General features: G+C 46.1%; 12 protein-coding genes. All 12 read left to right on the top strand.

The window, feature by feature from the left end:
• The first annotated feature begins 374 nt into the window (after positions 1-374).
• The 12 genes from adhE (at position 375) to yidD (ending at position 19,358) form a co-directional block, all read left to right on the top strand.
• The gene (gene adhE / locus NSQ20_RS21165) at positions 375-2,987 is read left to right on the top strand and encodes a bifunctional acetaldehyde-CoA/alcohol dehydrogenase (protein WP_076250984.1); all 2,613 of its coding nucleotides are present in this window, start codon (positions 375-377) and stop codon (positions 2,985-2,987) included.
• A gap of 946 nt (positions 2,988-3,933) precedes the next feature.
• Positions 3,934-6,192 carry a formate C-acetyltransferase gene (gene pflB, locus NSQ20_RS21160; protein WP_076327975.1) on the top strand — a complete coding sequence of 753 codons (2,259 nt, stop codon included), beginning with the start codon at positions 3,934-3,936 and terminating at the stop codon, positions 6,190-6,192.
• A gap of 89 nt (positions 6,193-6,281) precedes the next feature.
• Positions 6,282-7,034, top strand: coding sequence for a pyruvate formate-lyase-activating protein (gene pflA / locus NSQ20_RS21155; protein WP_036614436.1), 753 nt, complete (start codon positions 6,282-6,284; stop codon positions 7,032-7,034).
• 449 nt (positions 7,035-7,483) lie between these two features.
• Positions 7,484-8,851: an extracellular solute-binding protein gene (locus tag NSQ20_RS21150; RefSeq protein WP_076327974.1), complete on the top strand. Its 1,368-nt coding sequence runs from the start codon at positions 7,484-7,486 to the stop codon at positions 8,849-8,851.
• 51 nt (positions 8,852-8,902) lie between these two features.
• Positions 8,903-9,787, top strand: coding sequence for a sugar ABC transporter permease (locus NSQ20_RS21145; RefSeq protein ID WP_076327973.1), 885 nt, complete (start codon positions 8,903-8,905; stop codon positions 9,785-9,787).
• The gene (locus NSQ20_RS21140; protein ID WP_076327972.1) at positions 9,787-10,617 is read left to right on the top strand and encodes a carbohydrate ABC transporter permease; all 831 of its coding nucleotides are present in this window, start codon (positions 9,787-9,789) and stop codon (positions 10,615-10,617) included. Before NSQ20_RS21145 ends, NSQ20_RS21140 begins: the two co-directional genes overlap by 1 nt.
• Before the next feature lie 32 nt (positions 10,618-10,649).
• The gene (locus NSQ20_RS21135) at positions 10,650-12,485 is read left to right on the top strand and encodes a sensor histidine kinase (RefSeq protein ID WP_036674969.1); all 1,836 of its coding nucleotides are present in this window, start codon (positions 10,650-10,652) and stop codon (positions 12,483-12,485) included.
• The gene (locus tag NSQ20_RS21130; protein WP_047843637.1) at positions 12,482-14,113 is read left to right on the top strand and encodes a response regulator; all 1,632 of its coding nucleotides are present in this window, start codon (positions 12,482-12,484) and stop codon (positions 14,111-14,113) included. Before NSQ20_RS21135 ends, NSQ20_RS21130 begins: the two co-directional genes overlap by 4 nt.
• Positions 14,114-14,141: 28 nt before the next feature.
• Positions 14,142-15,770: a beta-N-acetylhexosaminidase gene (nagZ, locus tag NSQ20_RS21125; protein ID WP_036674971.1), complete on the top strand. Its 1,629-nt coding sequence runs from the start codon at positions 14,142-14,144 to the stop codon at positions 15,768-15,770.
• Positions 15,771-16,045: 275 nt separating this feature from the next.
• Positions 16,046-18,301 (top strand): stalk domain-containing protein, encoded by a 2,256-nt coding sequence (locus NSQ20_RS21120; RefSeq protein WP_036674972.1) that lies wholly within the window; start codon positions 16,046-16,048, stop codon positions 18,299-18,301.
• Positions 18,302-18,639: 338 nt separating this feature from the next.
• Positions 18,640-19,104, top strand: a complete 465-nt coding sequence (locus tag NSQ20_RS21115) for a Fur family transcriptional regulator (RefSeq protein WP_017687564.1) — start codon at positions 18,640-18,642, stop codon at positions 19,102-19,104.
• A gap of 2 nt (positions 19,105-19,106) precedes the next feature.
• Positions 19,107-19,358, top strand: coding sequence for a membrane protein insertion efficiency factor YidD (gene yidD, locus NSQ20_RS21110; protein WP_017687565.1), 252 nt, complete (start codon positions 19,107-19,109; stop codon positions 19,356-19,358).
• The last annotated feature ends 398 nt before the right edge of the window (positions 19,359-19,756 follow it).

The raw sequence follows: 19,756 nt of genomic DNA, 5'->3' as shown, positions 1-19,756 counted from the left end.
CGAGGTTCGCCGCAAACCGTTGCCGTCCTGATCAGGGTCATCTCGGCCGGGAGGAAGGACGGTACAAATTGCGGTGGTTCAATTTTTAAGTTCAGTATATACCTAATCTTACCGTTTGAGGGGGAAGGAAAGGGGGCAAAAATGACGAAATTTCAAACATTGTGATAAAATTCACTTTTAATGGAGAGGATGAATTTTACAGCCCTATATTTTAAATAGGAAGTGAAAATGGTCGTATGAAGGACACTACAAAACTTAAATTAAATTTGTTATACTTTGTGAAAAAAATCACATAATTAAGTTTATTGTCATGTTACGATGTGAATGTAAACGAGAGAGACAAACTAATACGAACCTTTAGGAGGATGAGGGAGATGGCTGTAAAGAACGAAGTCGCCCCAGCAAAAGAACCGACAGCAGGTCAGTATATTCAAACGTTAATCGACAAAGCGAATAAAGCACACGCCGCATTCATGAAGATGGACCAGAAGCAGATTGACCGGATTGTGCAAGCAATGGCGCTTGCGGGTCTGGATAAACACATGATGCTCGCCAAGATGGCCGTAGAAGAAACAGGCCGCGGAGTATATGAGGATAAAATCACCAAAAATATATTTGCAACAGAATATGTGTACCACAGTATCAAGTACGATAAAACCGTAGGTGTGATTGAAGATAACGAGTATGAAAGCTTCCAGAAAATTGCGGAGCCGGTCGGCATCATCATGGGTATTACACCAGTTACCAACCCAACATCAACGACGATGTTTAAAGCATTAATTTCCATCAAGACGCGTAACCCGATCATCTTTGGTTTTCACCCATCTGCACAGAATTGTAGCCGGGAAGCTGCCAAAATCCTGCTGGAAGCGGCTGTGAAACATGGTGCACCAGCAGATTGCATTCAGTGGATTGATGATCCTTCCATGGATCGTACAAACGAACTGATGAATCACAATGATGTGGCTCTCATTCTGGCAACAGGCGGATCAGGCATGGTACGTGCAGCGTACAGCTGTGGTAAACCTGCACTGGGCGTAGGACCGGGTAACGTACCTTGCTTTATCGAGAAAAGCGCGGATATCAATCAGGCAGTAACGGATTTGATCCTGTCCAAGTCTTTCGATAACGGCATGATCTGTGCTTCCGAGCAAGCGGTCATCATTGAAGAACCGATCTTTGATCAAGTGAAGAAAAAAATGATTGCAAATGGCTGTTACTTTGTTAACAAAGATGAAGCAGCAAAATTGACAGCAGGTGCGATTAATACCGAGAAATGTGCGGTGAACCCGGCGATTGTTGGTCAATCTGCGGTAAGCATTGCGAAATTGTGCGGTATTGAAGTTCCAGCAGGCACCAAAATTCTCGTGGCCGAGATTGAAGGGGTAGGTACCAAATTCCCATTGTCGGCTGAGAAATTAAGCCCGGTACTGGCTTGTTACAAAGTTAAAACGGCAGCAGAGGGCATTGAACGTGCAGCAGAAGTGGTTGCTTTTGGCGGCATGGGTCACTCCTCGGTTATCCACTCCACAAATGAAGAAGTGATCGGCAAATTCGCAGATCGTTTGCAAACTGGACGGATTATTGTGAACTCACCATCCACACATGGTGCCATCGGGGATATCTACAACACAAACATGCCGTCATTGACACTGGGATGCGGATCATACGGACGTAACTCGACTTCTTCCAACGTAACCGCTGTGAACTTAATCAATGTGAAAAGGGTGGCTCGCCGTACCGTGAATATGCAATGGTTCAAAGTGCCGAACAAAGTCTACTTCGAAAAAGGGGCAACGCAGTATCTTGCCAAAATGCCTGACATCACACGTGTGGCGATTATTACGGATGCCATGATGGTGAAGCTTGGATATGTTGAAAAGGTAGAACACTATCTGCGTCAACGCCAAATGCCGGTAGCCATCGAAGTATTCTCCGATGTTGAGCCAGATCCATCCACAACAACGGTAGATCGCGGAACCGAAATGATGCGCCGCTTCCAACCAGACTGCATTATCGCACTCGGCGGTGGATCACCGATGGATGCTGCCAAAGCCATGTGGTTGTTCTATGAATATCCGGACACGGACTTCAACGATCTGAAACAAAAATTCATGGATATCCGCAAACGGATCTACAAATATCCACGTCTCGGCGTAAAAGCGAAATTTGTAGCGATCCCAACCACATCGGGTACAGGTTCTGAAGTGACATCGTTCGCGGTTATCACAGATAAAAATCAAGGTAACACCAAATATCCATTGGCCGACTATGAGCTGACTCCAGACGTAGCGATTGTCGATCCAGAATTCGTATATTCCCTGCCTAGAACAGCGGTTGCCGACACAGGAATGGACGTACTGACGCATGCGATTGAAGCTTATGTATCTGTTATGGCAAATGATTACACGGATGGACTTGCGATCAAAGCAATCCAACTGGTGTTCCAATACCTGGAGCAATCTGCGCTGCAAGGTGATAAACTGGCACGTGAGAAAATGCATAATGCTTCCACGATTGCAGGTATGGCGTTTGCCAACGCATTCCTGGGCATTAACCACAGCTTGGCGCACAAATGGGGCGGTCAGTATCACACCGCACACGGACGCACCAATGCCATTCTGATGCCACACGTCATTCGTTACAACGCGAAAAAACCGACCAAATTTGCATCGTTCCCGAAATATTCGCACTTTGTAGCGGATGAGCGGTATGCCGAAATTGCCCGTATCTTGGGATTGCCTGCTCGCACGACAGAAGAAGGGGTAACCAGTCTTATCAATGCCATCCGTAACCTGAACAAAATCTTGGGTATTGAAGAATCGTTCCAAGAGATCGGATTCGATGCCAAAGACTTTGAAGCACATGTCGATTATCTGGCAGACCGTGCCTTCGAAGACCAATGTACAACCGCCAATCCGAAGTTGCCGCTGGTAACTGAACTGGCTGATGTATACCGCAACGCTTTCTACGGAAAGTTTGAATAATAAATTTAGAACAAAGCGTGCTTTACGGCAAGAAGATCAGGGTTCCCCGAGAGGGGAGCCCCGATTGCCGTCTTTCACACAATAACGAGAGGGCAGAAAAACAGAAGAGCGAGCATCTGTTTTTCAGGATTTATTCTAAGATTTGATTTGCTCCGAGCATAGAGGAGCAAAAGGGTTCTAGAGAGGTTACACGTAATCCGTGATGTGGCTGTTTGAGCCAGATGTTCACACAATAACGGAGTGGGCAGAAAAACAGAAGAGCGAGCATCTGTTTTTCAGGATTTTTTCTAAGATTTGATTTGCTGCTCCGAGCATAGAGGAGCAAAGGGTTCTATAGAGGTTACACGGAATCCGTGATGTGGCTGTTTGAGCCAGATGTTCACACAATAACGGAGTGGGCAGAAAAACAGAAGAGCGAAGCACCTGTTTTTCAGGATTTATTCTAAGATTTGGTTTGCTCCGAGCGTAGAGGAGCAAAAGGGTTCTATAGAGGTTACACGGAATCCGTGATGTGGCTGTTTGAGCCAGATGTTCACACAATAACGGAGTGGGCAGAAAAAACTGAAGAAGCGGAGCGTTCGCCTTTATCCCCGGATTTTCCCCTTTGAAATATAAAATTGAAAAAATCCGGGGATAACAGCGATCGGAAGTTGTTCTGCCCGCGCAGTGACTAAGTGTGAAACTAAAGAGGGTTCAATGGGACACAGCGCAGGTGGAGTGAGTTAGTTCACTGGCTTTGTGACAAAAATCACAGATGATGAAAGCCCCAAGTCGTATACTGAAAATGTAAGAAAAACATTCATCCCGCGGTTCCGGTTCCCAAGTAGAGAGAACATGTTCCGGTTTATGTGAAACAATTCACATTAATCGCGGCTCTGGGCACACAATGCTACGAATGAAGCAAGATGTTATGTGTCCAGAAATCCAAATTAGTGGAGGGATTACGATGTCGGTGATTGAAAAAGATGTCAAACAACAAACAGGCTGGAGAAACTTTACCAAAGGAACATGGACCAAATCCGTAGATGTGAATGATTTTCTGGCACACAACTTGTCTCCGTATTACGGTGACGAAGCATTTCTCGCAGGTGCAACCCAGAATACCAAAGAATTGTGGGAGATCGTATCTGATCTGACCAAAAAAGAACGGGATAACGGCGGTGTCCTTGACGTTGACGTGAACACACCAGGTACTATTATTTCTCACCAACCCGGTTATCTGGATCAATCCAAAGAGCAGATTGTCGGCGTTCAGACCGATGCTCCGTTCAAACGTTCCATTCAACCAACAGGCGGAATTCGCATGATGATTGACGCATGTGAGGCATATGGCTTTGAAATGCCACAGGGCGTCATTGATATATTTACAAACATTCGCAAAACACACAACCAGGGTGTATTCGATGCTTATACTTCCGACATGCGTGCAGCGCGTAAAGCAGGAATTATTACAGGTCTGCCAGATGCTTACGGCCGTGGCCGGATCATCGGTGACTATCGTCGTGTAGCTTTGTACGGGGTAGACTTCCTGATTCGTAACAAAAAAGGCGAACTGAATGCACTCGAAGTTGATGTTATTGATGAAGATGTCATTCGTTTGCGGGAAGAATTGTCTGAACAGATTCGTGCATTGCAAGAATTGAAACAATTGGGCGATATGCACGGGTTCGATATTTCCTTGCCAGCGACAACAGCAAAAGAAGCGTTCCAATGGTTGTACTTCGGTTATCTCGCTGCGATCAAAGAACAAAACGGTGCTGCGATGTCACTGGGACGTGTATCTTCTTTCCTGGATATCTACATTGAACGTGACCTGCAAGAGGGCATTTTGTCCGAAGAACAGGCTCAGGAATTAGTTGACCATTTTGTAATGAAACTGCGGATTGTCAAATTCCTGCGTACACCGGATTACAACGAACTATTCAGTGGAGATCCAACATGGGTGACTGAGTCCATCGGTGGTATGTCCGTGAATGGTGAAACGCGTGTAACCAAAAACAGCTTCCGTTTCCTGCATACGCTGCACAACCTGGGTCCTGCACCAGAACCGAACCTGACTGTTCTCTGGTCAACGAAACTTCCAGAAGCTTTCAAAGATTATTGCAGTAAAGTATCCATCGAAACCAGCTCAATCCAGTATGAAAATGATGATCTGATGCGTCCGATCTACGGTGACGATTACGGTATTGCTTGCTGTGTGTCGGCGATGAAGATCGGGAAACAAATGCAATTCTTCGGCGCTCGTGCCAACCTGGCAAAAGCTCTCCTGTATGCGATCAACGGTGGTCGTGACGAGAAATCCGGAGCACAAGTTGGACCTGAGTATCCTGCCATTACTAGCGAAGTGCTGGATTACAATGAGGTTATGAAACGCTTCAAACCAATGATGGAGTGGCTGGCTAAGCTGTATATGAACACCCTCAACGTCATTCACTACATGCACGATAAATACAGCTATGAGCGTATCGAAATGGCATTGCATGACCGTGACATTGTACGTACGATGGCTTGCGGTATCGCTGGTCTGTCGGTTACAGCAGATTCACTGAGTGCGATCAAATATGCCAAAGTAAAACCAATTCGTAACGAACAAGGCATCGCTGTTGATTTCGAAATCGAAGGAGACTTCCCTTGTTACGGTAACAATGAAGACAGCGTAGACAGCATTGCTGTTGAACTGGTCGAGAACTTTATGGGCATGATTCGCAAGCACAAAGCTTACCGTAACGCAGTTCCAACACAATCCGTTCTGACGATCACTTCCAACGTGGTATATGGTAAGAAAACAGGGACTACACCGGATGGTCGTAAAGCAGGTGAACCATTTGCTCCAGGTGCAAACCCAATGCATGGTCGTGACAAAAAAGGTGCACTGGCATCCCTTGGCTCGGTAGCCAAATTGCCTTATGAACACAGTCTTGACGGGATTTCCAATACCTTCTCCATCGTGCCAAAAGCATTGGGTAAAGAGGAGACTACACGTAAATCCAATCTGACTGCGATGATGGATGGTTACTTCGGTCAAAACGCTCATCACCTGAACGTTAACGTATTTGATCGTCAGCAATTGATTGATGCGATGGATCACCCGGAAAGCTATCCACAACTGACTATACGGGTATCCGGATATGCCGTTAACTTCATTAAATTGACTCGTGAACAACAGTTGGATGTCATCAACCGTACGTTCCATGGCTCGATGTAAGTAATTTGCTAGTAGAAGACCGCTAGAGCAAGGTATTCCAAATCATATTAAACGCACAGCGGATGCGGATACAGAAAGGAAGAGGCAGCATGGTTAACGGACATATTCATTCACTCGAAACTTTCGGGACGGTTGACGGCCCAGGCATCCGCTTTGTGCTTTTTATGCAAGGATGTCTACTCAAATGTCAATATTGCCACAACCCTGATACTTGGGCGCTGGATGGTGGAAAAGAAATGACGCTTGAGGAGGTACTGGCTGAAATTGAGCCTTACCTGTCTTACTACCGCAGCTCCGGAGGCGGGCTCACGATATCTGGTGGAGAACCAACGTTACAGGCTCACTTTGTAGCCGAAATCTTCAAGGAAGTGAAGCGGCGCTGGGGATTGCATACGACACTGGACAGCAACGGATTTAACGAACCGGAACGGATTCACGATCTCCTGGATCACACAGACCTGGTTCTGCTGGACCTCAAACATATTGATGATGAGAAACATATCAAGTTGACAGGCAAATCCAACGAGAGAACGTTGAAAACGGCCAAGTGGTTATCGGAGCAAGGTCGGAAAATGTGGATACGCCACGTGTATGTGCCTGGCATTCATAACGAGGAAGAGGATTTGCTTAACCTCGGACGGTTTATTGGAACATTAAATGGCGTCGAGAAGTTCGAAATTCTTCCATACCATCAGATGGGGATCTACAAATGGGAGGCGCTCGGTAAAGTATATCCACTGGATGGAGTTCCTTCACCAAGTGAAGAAGAAGTGGAGCGGGCGTATCGCCTGATCGAACAAGGTCGCCAGGAAACGGCTGGCATGGCTTGTTCAGGTAAGTAACTACCGTTATTTACAAGACCTTATAATTTGAACTAACTATTTACACGAGAACGTAGAGGACAGAAATAAGCTGGAGAAGCGGAGCGTTCGCCTAAAAGCTTTCTGCAAGAAAGCTACATCGGAAGCATATGCTATCCCCAGATTTTCACCTTTGTAAAAGTGAATTAAAAATAATCTGGGGATAACAGCGATCGGAAGGTTGTTCTGTCATCGGAGTGGCAAGTGTAATTATTTTTAAGTTCAACTTATATTTCAACCCAAGCAGTCCTTGCGAACATGTTTCGCAGGGGCTTTTTTTTTGCTGTTATCCATTGTAAATGCAAGATTATGGGTCCAGTGAAGGATTTTATCCCTCCATTGATGAATTGTCATCCTTACGATGTAAGCTCCGGCTTTTTATAATCAGAGTGTAAAGCCAAATGCTCAATATCTTGAGGAGGGTCAACCAGATGAAAAAAAGAATGACATTACTGCTTTCATTATTGCTTATCACTTCATGGACTTTGGCGGGATGTGCAAGCTCAAGTAACGAGCCACAGCAAGGCGCAGGCAATACACCTGTGGAGGAAACAAGTAAGGAACCGGTTGAAATGCTTCTCCGCCACACGCAGGTGGGAGCCGACAAACAGAAAAGACTGGCCATTCTGCAGGATGTTGTGGACAAAGTGGAGGGAGAGGTACCCAATCTGACCTTTACGCTGGATGGCGTCGAATCCGATGTGAATCGTAAGGAAAAGCTTCGCGGAGAGATGGCCGCCGGTAACCCGCCGGATATATTTGAACTGTTCGGTAGCCCGGATTCCAAAGTTTATGCCAAGGAAGGTATGCTGCTTGATCTGACTCCGATCTTGCAAGAGCTGGGCATTCAAGACCAGTTTACATCCCTTGAACCGTTTACGTATGAAGGCAAAGTATATGGACTGCCGATTGGCGGTTCGGGCGAAGGTTTTTTCTATAATAAAGAGTACTTCGAACAAAAAGGATGGAAAGCCCCAACTACCATGGCTGAACTGGACAATATACTGGCTGAGATCAAGGCTGATGGCAAAGTGCCGCTTGCTTCCGCATCTAAGGCGGGCTGGGTGCCGCTTATGTTAACCAACCATCTGTGGTCCCGGTATGCCGGGCCGGAGATTACCGCAAAGTTTGCAACAGGTGAAGCGAAGTGGACCGATCCGGGTGTTGTGCAAGGTTTTGCCAAACATAAGGAATGGGTGGATAAGGGTTATTTCAAAAAAGGTGAACTGGGCTTTGAGTATGCCGAATATACCACGCAATTTACAAGTGGAGAAGTGGTATTAATGTATGACGGAACATGGAAATCATCTGTATTTAAGGAAGGTCAGAGCGGTGAATCGCTCATTGGCAAGGTTGGATTCTTCAATATGCCTCCGGTAGAGAACGGAGCAGGCGATCAGACGTCTTTGATGCGGGATGTGAACAATGGATACGGATTCTCGGCAGCAGTGGCGGATGACCCGCAGAAGCTGGACGCAGTGAAAGCTTTTATCAAAAATTTCTACAATGAAGATATGCAGATCCGCGGCCTTGTGGAAGACGGTGTGTTGCCTGCCATGAAGTTGGACGAGAAAGTGCTGACCGATAGCATTACCGATGATCTGATGAAAGAAATTGTGGCTGTGCTTAATGCGTCCAAGACGTCGTTCCCGGCATTTGATGCACTTGTTCAGGCCGATGTGACGACAGAGATCAGCAATCTGCAGATTCAGAAGTTGATTGGTGGGCAGACCACCCCAGAGAAAATGGCAGAAGAGTTGCAAAAGGTGCAAGAGGAAGCAAACGCCTCAGTGGAATAAACGAATTCAAGTTGAAACTGCGATCGTTGAAGTGACTGAAGGAGGCTGACCATGAATACTTCACTCCGCAGCCCGTTAATCTATACGTTGTTTGTAATGCCAGCCCTAATTCTGTTTGTAATGTTCTTTCTATACCCTATTGGTAGCTCCCTGTATTACAGTCTGACGAGTTGGAATGGGGTATCGGCTGAGCCACGTTTTGTGGGTTTATCCAATTATGTAAAGGCACTGACCGATGAACGTTTTTGGATTTCCACACGGAATAACGGATTTTTCATCGGATTTTCGGTACTGATTCAGGTACCCCTAATCGTCCTGTTTTCGCTTCTGATTGCCAATGTGAAAAGGCTGAAAGGTCTGTATAAAACCGCTGTTTTTTTACCATCCATCATGTCGACAGCCGTTATCGGTATTTTATGGGGATTCATCTATGAACCGAATATCGGGCTATTAAACAAAATGCTTCATGTGCTGGGAATCAATCCAATCTACTGGTTATCGGATAACCGATTTGCCATGTTGTCCATCTTGGTGACCAATGCCTGGCAGTGGACGGGATTTTACATTGTCATGGTGCTGGCGGCCATACTGGCGATTCCCCGTGATCTGGATGAAGCGGCTGCAATTGATGGGGCAACGGCGGTACAACGTGCAATGCGAATTACGTTGCCGCTGATCCGGCCGATCATTTCGGTGGTGATCATGTTGTCCATCGCAGGTGCCATGAAAGCAGCCGACATCGTGATTGTCATGACCAAAGGTGGGCCCGCTGGGTCCACCGAGGTTCTGGCGACATATATGATCAAATATGCAATTACCAACTTCAAATATGGTTATGGCAATACCATTGCAGTGCTGATCTTTGCTCTGACGCTTGTGCTCACTGTGGTGTATCAACTGCTGGTGGCGAGGCGGGGCGAGAAGGTGGAATATTGATGGCGAAAAGCATAAAAAGCAGTATACCTCATGTGTTGTTAATGTTGTATTTGATCGCGATTTTGTTTCCCTTTTTATTTGTAATTTTCTCTTCCTTCAAGCAGGATAACAATGAAATCGCCCTGAATCCATTCGGTTTGCCTACAACATGGGAGTTTAACAATTACGTGGAGGCCTGGGTGAATGCCAAGATTGGCACGTATTTCTGGAACAGCCTGTACATTTCGATTTTATCATCGGCGTGTACGATTGCGCTCGGTGCCATGTTTGCTTTTGCCGTAACCCGGATGAGACACCGGAGATGGAGCCTGTTTCTGTACAGCCTGATTCTGGCGGGTATGCTTATTCCTAACAATGCACTTATGCTGCCGATTTATCTGCTTGTACGCAAAATGGGCATATTGGATACACATCTGGCATTGATCGTGCCCTATGTGGCCAATGCGATCCCCTTTACAATTATTATCCTGGCGGCTTTTATGCGTTCTCTGCCTGGGGAGATTGAGGAAGCGGCGGTCATGGACGGCTTGAGGGCCCCGGGTATCTTTGCTAAAATAGTGATACCTCTTACAGTTCCAGCCATTGTTACGGTTTTTATCGTTAATTTCCTCGGCAACTGGAACGAATTTTTGCTCGCCAACTATTTTTTATCCACCGATAAATTGCGTACGCTGCCAGTGGGCATGGTCCAGTTTCGGGATCAATATCAGATGAACTATGCTCAGATGTCGGCAGGTATTGTATACAGCGTTGTACCTGTACTTGTGATCTACGCTATACTCCAGGAGAAAATTATAGAAGGAGTAACTGCAGGTGGTGTCAAAGGTTAATACCATGAACCAGTGAATAGGGAGAACGGGATATGAACTTGCGAATGAAGCTGGCCTTGGCATTTCTGCTGCTGATTATTGTACCGATGTGTGCGCTGGGCATTGGCATGTTTCTGGTCACATCACATACGATTGAGAAAAAATACAATCAACAGGCCGAATATGCGCTTCAGGCCATCAGCTACAATATCGAGAATGTATTTCAGCAGATTAATAATGTGACCGACAACGGGATAGCGACATCGGTTTTTCAAATGGCGTTGAATGCCAAAGATCCGACCAAGCAGGATCTGGGAACCGGTAATCAGTTATCCCTGAATGCCAGCCAGCGCAATTTCCGTTCCCTTCTATATAATTATCCGTTCATCAGTTATGCCTTTTTATATGATTTGCGTTCGTCCGAGAACAACCAGATTGTCTCCATCTTCACTAAAGAAAATTTTCAAGCCCTTCCTTTTCAACAATTCAAAGTGCATCCCTTATTTAACGAAATTCAGCAACTTAATGGTGTGCCCAAATGGCTCGCACCTCTGGAATATCCCGAATTAACCGGGGTAGAACCTGTCTTCACCCAGATCAGACTGGTCAAAGAACTCAGTTATTTTCAAAATATCGGCGTGCTTGTTGTTCAGATCAAAAAAGGAGAGATCGACCGGATCTTCCGTCACCTGCAAATCAGCGATTCGGCACAGGATACGTCGTTCCTGTTAATTAACGAAGAAGGGCTCATTGTCTATGATCCTGCAGGGATCTATAACGGTGAGAACATGCAAAACCTTGGTGCTGAATCCAGCCGTTACGGTCCTGGCTTTAGTAGCGTCAGAACGGTCTTTGACGGCAAGGAGAGCATCATTTCACAATATCATCTGAAGAACTATAACTGGAGTCTCGTCAGTGTGACTTCATGGGAAGCCTTATCTGCGGAAACCAATGCCTTTGCAGGTTGGTCTGTCATCATTATTCTGTCATGTCTGCTCGCAGCGATGATCTTTAATCTTTTTTTCATGAATCGCATTACGGGTAACATTGCTGTACTTGTAAGGTTTATGCGTCGTGTGGATGATGGTGATTTTAATGCAAGGGTGGAAGGAAAAGGGTTCGATGAAATGCAGCTGCTTGCGCAAGGGTTCAATGAACTATTGGATCGGATCGGGGGATTATTCCGTCGTGTTCGTGCAGAGCAAGAGCAGAAGGCCCAAGCGGAACTACGTGTATTACAGGCCCAGATCAAACCTCATTTTCTGTTTAACACATTGGAATCCATTAATGGATTAGCGCTGCGTGGGGAGGGCCGTAAAGTAAGCGAGATGGTGACCAGACTTGGCAATATGCTTCGTATCAGCATTCAGGATCAGGAGGAGATTCCGCTGGGTGAGGAAATAAGACATTTGCAGAGTTATCTGGAGATTCAACAGTACAGGTTCAGTGATTTGTTCACCTATGAGATTGACATTCCACCCCATCTATACAGCTCAATTCTGCTTAAGCTTACCCTTCAGCCTCTGGTGGAAAATAGCATTCAACATGGGTTTGAGGGGATCACCTATCCAGGTGTACTGCGGATAAGCGCATATGCAGAACGGGGTCATCTGGTGTTATGTGTTGAGGATAATGGGATCGGTATTCCCCAGGAAATGCTCGCACGATTTGAGTATATGGCAGAAGATCCACCGGAAGATATGCTCGCGGAAGGGGCGGAATCATTATCGTCCATAACGGAACGCAGGGGATTGGGATTACGAAGTGTGGCAGATCGAATTCGTATTCAATACGGGGCCGGGTATGGCATATTTATATGTTCAGCACCGGGGTATGGCACAGTTATTCGATGCATCATTCCATTATATGAGCAGGAGGAAGCCGGATGAATCTGACTGCAATGCTGGTCGACGATGAGCTGCCGATTCTGGAGAATCTGAACTACATTTTACCCTGGGAAGAGATGGGGATTGAAATCACAGGTACAGCGAGAAGTGGTGTAGAAGCGCTGGGGAAAGTAACAGAAAGTCATCCGGACATTCTCTTGTGTGATATTCGAATGCCGTCTATGGATGGATTGGAACTTATTCGTTTGCTGCGAGAGCAGGGTGAAACGTGTGAGATTATTTTGCTGACCGGGTATCAGCAGTTTGAATATGCTCGAACTGCTATCAAGTATAACGTACATGAATACATATGTAAGCCCATTGATTATTTGAATCTGGAACATAAACTGCGTGAACTTGCCGGACAGATCCAGAAGAGACGTCTGGAAAACGAATCGCAACGTTATCGCAGCCAAGAGATGGAAAGCTGGATCAGACACAAACAGTTGATTGACCTGTTGCGAGGAGAAGCACCGTTGAAGGTTGCCTATCCTGCCTCTGTTCCTGAATTCATAACAACTGCTACACCGTATACGTTGCTGCTGGTGGATGCGGTCGGTTATTTTCGCCATTCTATCGGCTGGTCCGAGCTTCAGCACCAACGATGGCATGAGACCTTAAGTTCCAGACTTAGGGAAGTAGCAGAGAGAATTGAGGGGGACTGTCAGATTCTTTCGACTCGCAAAGGGGAGTGGTGCATCTTGCTGGAGGCATCAGGTGAGTGGAAACGTCGCTCAGAGGAACTGGCCCATCAACTGTGTCTCGAATTAAATGCGATATTGTCCTTGGATTCAAGTGTGAAGGTCAGGGTTGTTCAGGGTGCTGTGCCCGTGAACCTGGAAAGTGAAATTCTGGAGCGATACCGGCATTGTCAAAAAATACTGATGTCCCATTCGGAGAGTGAAGACAAGGTGCTGAAGGCGAGTTGTCCCGAAACCACCTTATCGTATGATCATACGGCCTCCAAAGGGGCTAACTCATGGATTACAAGAGAAGATCTGGAGCTTGTTACTCGGTGGATTCGTCAAGGGAACAAGCAGGGGTTATGTGATGTATTGGAGCGGCTTAAACAGCAAATGGGAAATTCAGGACAATCCTTCAACAGGATAGATGAAACCAATCTTCGGTTTATGCTTGTACACATGCTTCGGGAACTGCGTGAAATACAGGCCCTCGCTGAAGAGCACGAAGTGAACTTTTGGAATGCACTGCAAGGAGCTGTATCCATGAGGGAACTCCTTGAACTTGCAGAGGTCGTTACCCATGCCTCTCAGGGCAAACAAACGCAACCACGTCCTTCTGTATCGGAACTGATCCTCTCTGCATGTGAGTATATGGACGCACGGCTGCAACAGGACTTGGGAATAGATGAAGTCTCAGATTGGCTTGGAATCAGCCCGGGATACTTTTGCCAGCTATTTAAAACCCAAATGGGTGTTACTTTTGTGGAATATATGACGCAGAAACGGATGGAAAGTGCCGCTTTATTGTTGAGTACAACCGAATGGAGCATAACAGCGATTGGGGAAGCAACAGGGTTCAAGGAGCGCCGTTACTTCTCCAAGGTGTTTCATAAACACTTTCACATGAAACCCTCAGAGTACAGGCAGAGTAAACAATTGGGTTTGTAGTACCAAGGGAAACGGGAGGAGAGGTCGAATGAAACCCTTGAATGATCTGACATTGGAGCAAAAGGTAGGACAATTGTTGATGTGTGGATTTCACAGTCAGCACGCAGATGAACAGATTACTCGTTTAATCCGTGACTATCACGTCGGGGGTGTCATTTATTTCCGGCGTAATGTCGAAAGTGTAGATCAATTGACACGGCTATCCGCCGAACTGCAAGAGATGGCTGCTGAAGCAGGGGCTCTACCACTCATGATTTCGGTGGACCAGGAAGGTGGCATGGTTGCACGGATTGACCAAGAGGGAATGACCCAAGTGCCGGGTAATATGGCGCTTGGTGCGACAGGCAATGCGGAATATACTCTGGAGTGTGCTCAAATTCTGGGTCGTGAGTTAAAAAACATCGGTATTGATATGAACCTTGCGCCAGTGGTCGACGTGAATAACAACCCGCTTAACCCGGTTATCGGTGTGCGTTCGTATGGTGAACATGCTGAAAGTGTGGCCGCTCATGGCGTAGCAGCCATCACCGGATATCAATCACAGGGCATAGCTGCTACTGCCAAACATTTTCCTGGACATGGAGATACCGCTGTAGATTCTCATCTTGGTATGGTTACGGTACCTCATGATCGAAACAGGCTGGAACAGATGGAGTTGTTACCGTTCCGTAAGGCGATTGAGGCCGGAGTTGATGCTATTATGACAGCTCATGTGATGTTCCCTTCGATTGAGCCCGAGCCCATTCCGGCTACGTTGTCACATAAGGTGTTAACGGGTCTGCTACGTGAGGAAATGGGTTTTGAAGGCATTATTATTACAGACTGTCTTGAAATGCATGCAATATCCAAACCCTATGGGGTAGCTGAAGCTGCTATTCGTGCTGTGGAGGCAGGAGCAGATCTGATTCTGGTGAGTCATACCTTGCAAGATCAGGTTGCTGCGCTGGAAGCCATTGTGGAAGCAGTTCGAACGGGCCGGATCTCGGAAGAGGTTATTCATCAGGCGGTTGAACGCATTATGACATGGAAAAAAAAGCGCTGTGGCCAGCAGAATGATCATCTGGTTTCGCCGAAAGCGAGTGAAACGGTCGAAGCAACCGATGTTGAACCTGTTGATTGCACTAAACCCACTGAGCCCAACGAATTGACGTTGTTCAAGATTGCTTCAAGCAGTATTACCATCGTTCATAATGATGGGCTGTTGCCGTTGGACCCAGAGAAGGGCGTATATGTCATCTGGCCTGAGGTTGTGCAACGGACAGAGGTGGATGAACCATGGTCCCATACAGAATCGTTGGGTATGGCGTTATCGCAGCTGCGAGGCAGAGTTCGTGAGCACAAAATTACAACGCAGCCCACTTATGATGAAACAGATCGGATATTGGCTGATGTGTCAGATAGTGAACAAGTTATCGTATGTACGTACACATCGGCAGGTCATCTTCCGAAAGGGCAACAGTTTTTGGTTGAAAAGCTTAGTGAAAATCATTCGCTGATTGTAATTGCTCTGCGCAATCCATATGATCTGCTGGAGATTTCGAGGCCGGGAAGTTATGTGTGTACGTATGAGAATACACCTGCAGTTGTTCGGGTACTGTCCCATGTGTTAACCGGTGGACTGCAGCCAACAGGAAGTCTGCCTGTCCGTTTGCGCTAGACCTATTTAATCCTTACATCTCTCTGCGATATGGTGCTGATTGACCATCTCCTGGAGAGATTTTTTTGTTGGAATTTTCTATTGGTTAATTTTGGGATATGAATGCCAAAAAGATAATTGATAGATAACTATTTTCATAGTATTTTCCTTCTATTAAAAGTTTACAATTCTCCTCTTAACTTTTTAGCAACTTTTCCCGGTTCCAAGCGTCTAATAATATGACTTTTTGAGGGGGATATTTATAAAATGGGAGCAGAAGGAGCCAAAGACAAAGAATGAATTTGAAGAAGAAATTGTCCATACTTACCGCTTTTGCTGTGTTTCAGGCGTTTGCAGTGATTCCTGCCAATGCACAATCAGCAGATCAGAGCGATACTACATCAGTGAATACAGCCAAAGTTAAATCCGTGGAGGTTGTGAAGAAAGAACAGACCATCGCGGAATCCGAAGTGAAATCCGGAACAAACACTCCAACATCAAATAATGAAACAACTGAAGAAGTGAACCCTCCTGAGACAGATGTTCCTACAGGAACAGACGCGACTCCTGTTGAGCCGGTAATTGAACCTATGGACGAAGAAGGTACAGCTGAGGAAACACCAGCACCTGCACCAGTAGAAGTGGAGCAACCATCTACAGGCGGTTCATCTGTTGCTGGAGGCCGGGGTGGAGACCTCACTCTTTATATGAACAGTAATAAAATGATGCAAGATGGCAAAACATATCTTGCTGGACAGCCGATGGCTGTAAAAAATGGTGTATCCTATGTAGCGATCCGTGCTCTCGTTGATCGGGTTGGCTATGATGTCAAATATGATAACACAACTAAAGAAACGATCATTATTAGTGGTGAAGATGAGCTGCGTTTCAAAACAAACAGCAAGATCTATACCGTTAATGGTGTGTCCAGAACGATGAAGGGCGCGGCTTATCAACAAAAAAATACGTTCATGGTGCCGTTGACTTCAATTACACAGGCTCTGGACATTACGTATAAAGTAAATCAATCTGCCAAAACGGTTGTATTGAATCTGAGTACCAAACCGGTGGCAAGCTTCACGGTACAAAAAGAGGTCTTTGCCGGAGACCAGGTAACCTACACAACCAGATCCAGCTCTCCCAAGGGACTCAGCATTGTAGATGAGCGTTGGACAGGCCGTCAGGATTCATTCGACCAACCAGGTGTATACACAGTAACCTATGCGGTCCAGGATTCAAGTGGTCAATGGAGCGATCCGTATTCGGTTACTATTAAGGTTGAAAGACCGAATTTGCCACCTGTGGCAATGTTTACGACAGATAAAGAAGAATACAAAATGGGTGAGAAAATCACTTATATTGATCAAAGCACAGATGATGAGAATGCAATTGTAAAAACCGAATGGGATAACAATGCACTTGCATTCTTTGTTCCAGGACCGAAGACCGTAACGATTACAGTTACCGATAAACATGGTGCTAGCAATAGCTATACCAAGATGATCAATATTACGGGAGAAACACTTTATAGTGTGACTGACTTTAATCAATTGTTCACACCAGTCGGTGAGAAGTTCACTTTTGACGGTGGTGGAGTACCGGCATTGGAGAAAGTACCTTTCACTTATTATGATGAACCAAGTCTGCTGATCCGCAGTAACAGCCCGGAAACCGTGAATACGGAAGGCATTGTGTACAAGGAATCTTCCTTTGGACAGACACGCTTCATGATTCACCATGTGAACAACACGGGCAAAAGCGTAAAAATGTATGTTGTAGCGACAAACAACAATGCATACACGGCATCCATTGACCAGCAAAACATGGGTTTTGCAGGACCGTCTCCTTTTGCAACGGTAGCTGGAAAGCTGTCGATTGACCGTTGGTTCCAGTCGATGCAGAATGGTACCGGACAAAAGAAAGTGTACATCCAGCCAGGAGAAAGCAAGCTTATTCTTAATGATCTGAGCGTTCTTCCGATGAAACAGGGACAAGTCATTTCCTTGTATTCGGATGTATTCAGTGACTATGAACTGGATTACAACATTATCATGATCGAAGAAAACAAGGACCCGATGGAAGTGTTATCGAGCCTGCCGGTTCTGGATCGTGATGGAGTTCACAACCGTGGTACCTATCCAAATGCAACACGGATCATTACGTATGATCAAGAAGTAGGGTCGAAACCTGCACGTCTTCCACTTGGAGACAATGCAAGTGATCCAAACCTTGTAGGAACGGACCCTATGGCTTTCACTGAAGCGTCCAACGCGGGTAACTTCGGTGTATTGTACAAAATTACATTGAATAATGTTGCTCCGCGCACGTTGATTTCATTCAACCCTCGTGGAGGCAGATATTCAGGTGTGGCACTCGTGAATGGACAGGTCGTTCAGATTTCCACAGGTAAATCTGTAACTGCACCTAATGAGCAAAGTGTTATGTATCGCACAGGTTCGTACGGCGAGAGTGTAACTATTCTCTTCTCGGCGGCACCAGGAAGTAACTTGCCTGTTAACCTGCTGTTCACGCCGCTTCCGGCTGAAAAGTAATACCATGAACATGCACGGACGGTTTGGAGTGAAAGCTTATATCATATATACCCGTTCACCCCAAAAGTCGCCCGAACGATTGATCATCTGAACCGTCAGGAAGGGACTCCATCAAAATGTAATGTCATTAGCTCAAGCTAGACTAATGGCAATGCATGTGCATGGAGTCCTTTTTATGTGATGTTAAAATGACTTAACCCGGTGTCTTCGTTGACTCTAATCGTAATTTGATGCATTATTAGAGGTATACAAGAAAGCAAAAGTTTTTGCTTTTGCCGAATAAACTGTCGCTCTATGAATGATGCAAAATGCTCGTATGACAGGAGGTGCTTTAGATCATGCTGTCGACAGAACAGATTATTTCGACCATGTCCTCACAGGGGCTTCGCATTACCGATCAGCGGAAAACACTGGCCCGGTTATTTGCTGAGTCTCCCGGGTATCTTACACCCAAGGACGTCTATGAATATATGGGTAAGACATACAGCGGACTGAGTTTTGACACAGTATATCGTAATTTGCGGGTGATGCAGGAACTGGGTGTACTGGAACAGGTCATCTTCGAAGATGGCGTTAAATTCAAAGCGCACTGTAGTGAAGATCATCATCACCATCATATGATCTGTCTGAAGTGTCAGAAGACATATCCTATTATTTTTTGCCCGATGCAGCTTGCGGATGCGCCTGAGCAATTTCAGGTTGTGGACCACAAGTTCGAGGTATTTGGATATTGCAAGGACTGTGCTGAGCATGCTCCGGCCAAAGCGGCATCGGGACATACGCACGCTCATGGGAAGCACTGACCATGAAGTTATCGCGCAGAATTGCTCAGGCACCCATTCGGGTGTACCGCAACTATATCTCTCCATTAACACCGCCAACATGTCGGTTCTATCCGAGCTGTTCGGCTTACGCCATGGAGGCGATTGAAGTGCACGGTGCGCTCAAAGGTTCGTTGTTAACAGCGAAACGTATTGCCAAATGTCACCCGTTTCATCCAGGCGGTGTAGATCTGGTGCCACCAAAGGCGGAGAAATCCATGATGGTATCAGAGTAACGATGTAGCTTGAAGTATTCGGGTGGCCTGGAAGCAGGCCAGGATTGAACTTGAGTATGCTGTCCACTTGACAAAGGGGTCCGCATTTCAGTATATTTTTCCTATATGATTTCCAGTGAAGGGATAAGTACAGACACACCCCCAGTGCAGAGAGCCGGATGAGCTGAGAACCGGTCTGGGAGGAGGATGGAATATGGTCCCGGAGGAACCTCTTTCGAGCGTGCAGACAGTGATTTCAGAGCTGCTGTCGTAAGGCTGAGGCGTGATCCAGCGTTAATGGGCGGTCGAAGGACCGACAGAGCCTGTGTTTTGTGAAAAACATGGGGAATTTGGGTGGTAACACGTGAGAGCAACTCTCGTCCCATAGGGGCGGGAGTTTTTTGTGTTCTTTTTTAGTT

This window comes from Paenibacillus sp. FSL K6-1122, from assembly GCF_037977015.1.
GTDB classification, from domain to species: Bacteria; Bacillota; Bacilli; order Paenibacillales; family Paenibacillaceae; genus Paenibacillus; species Paenibacillus amylolyticus.
This window is presented reverse-complemented; position numbering and strand designations above follow the sequence as displayed.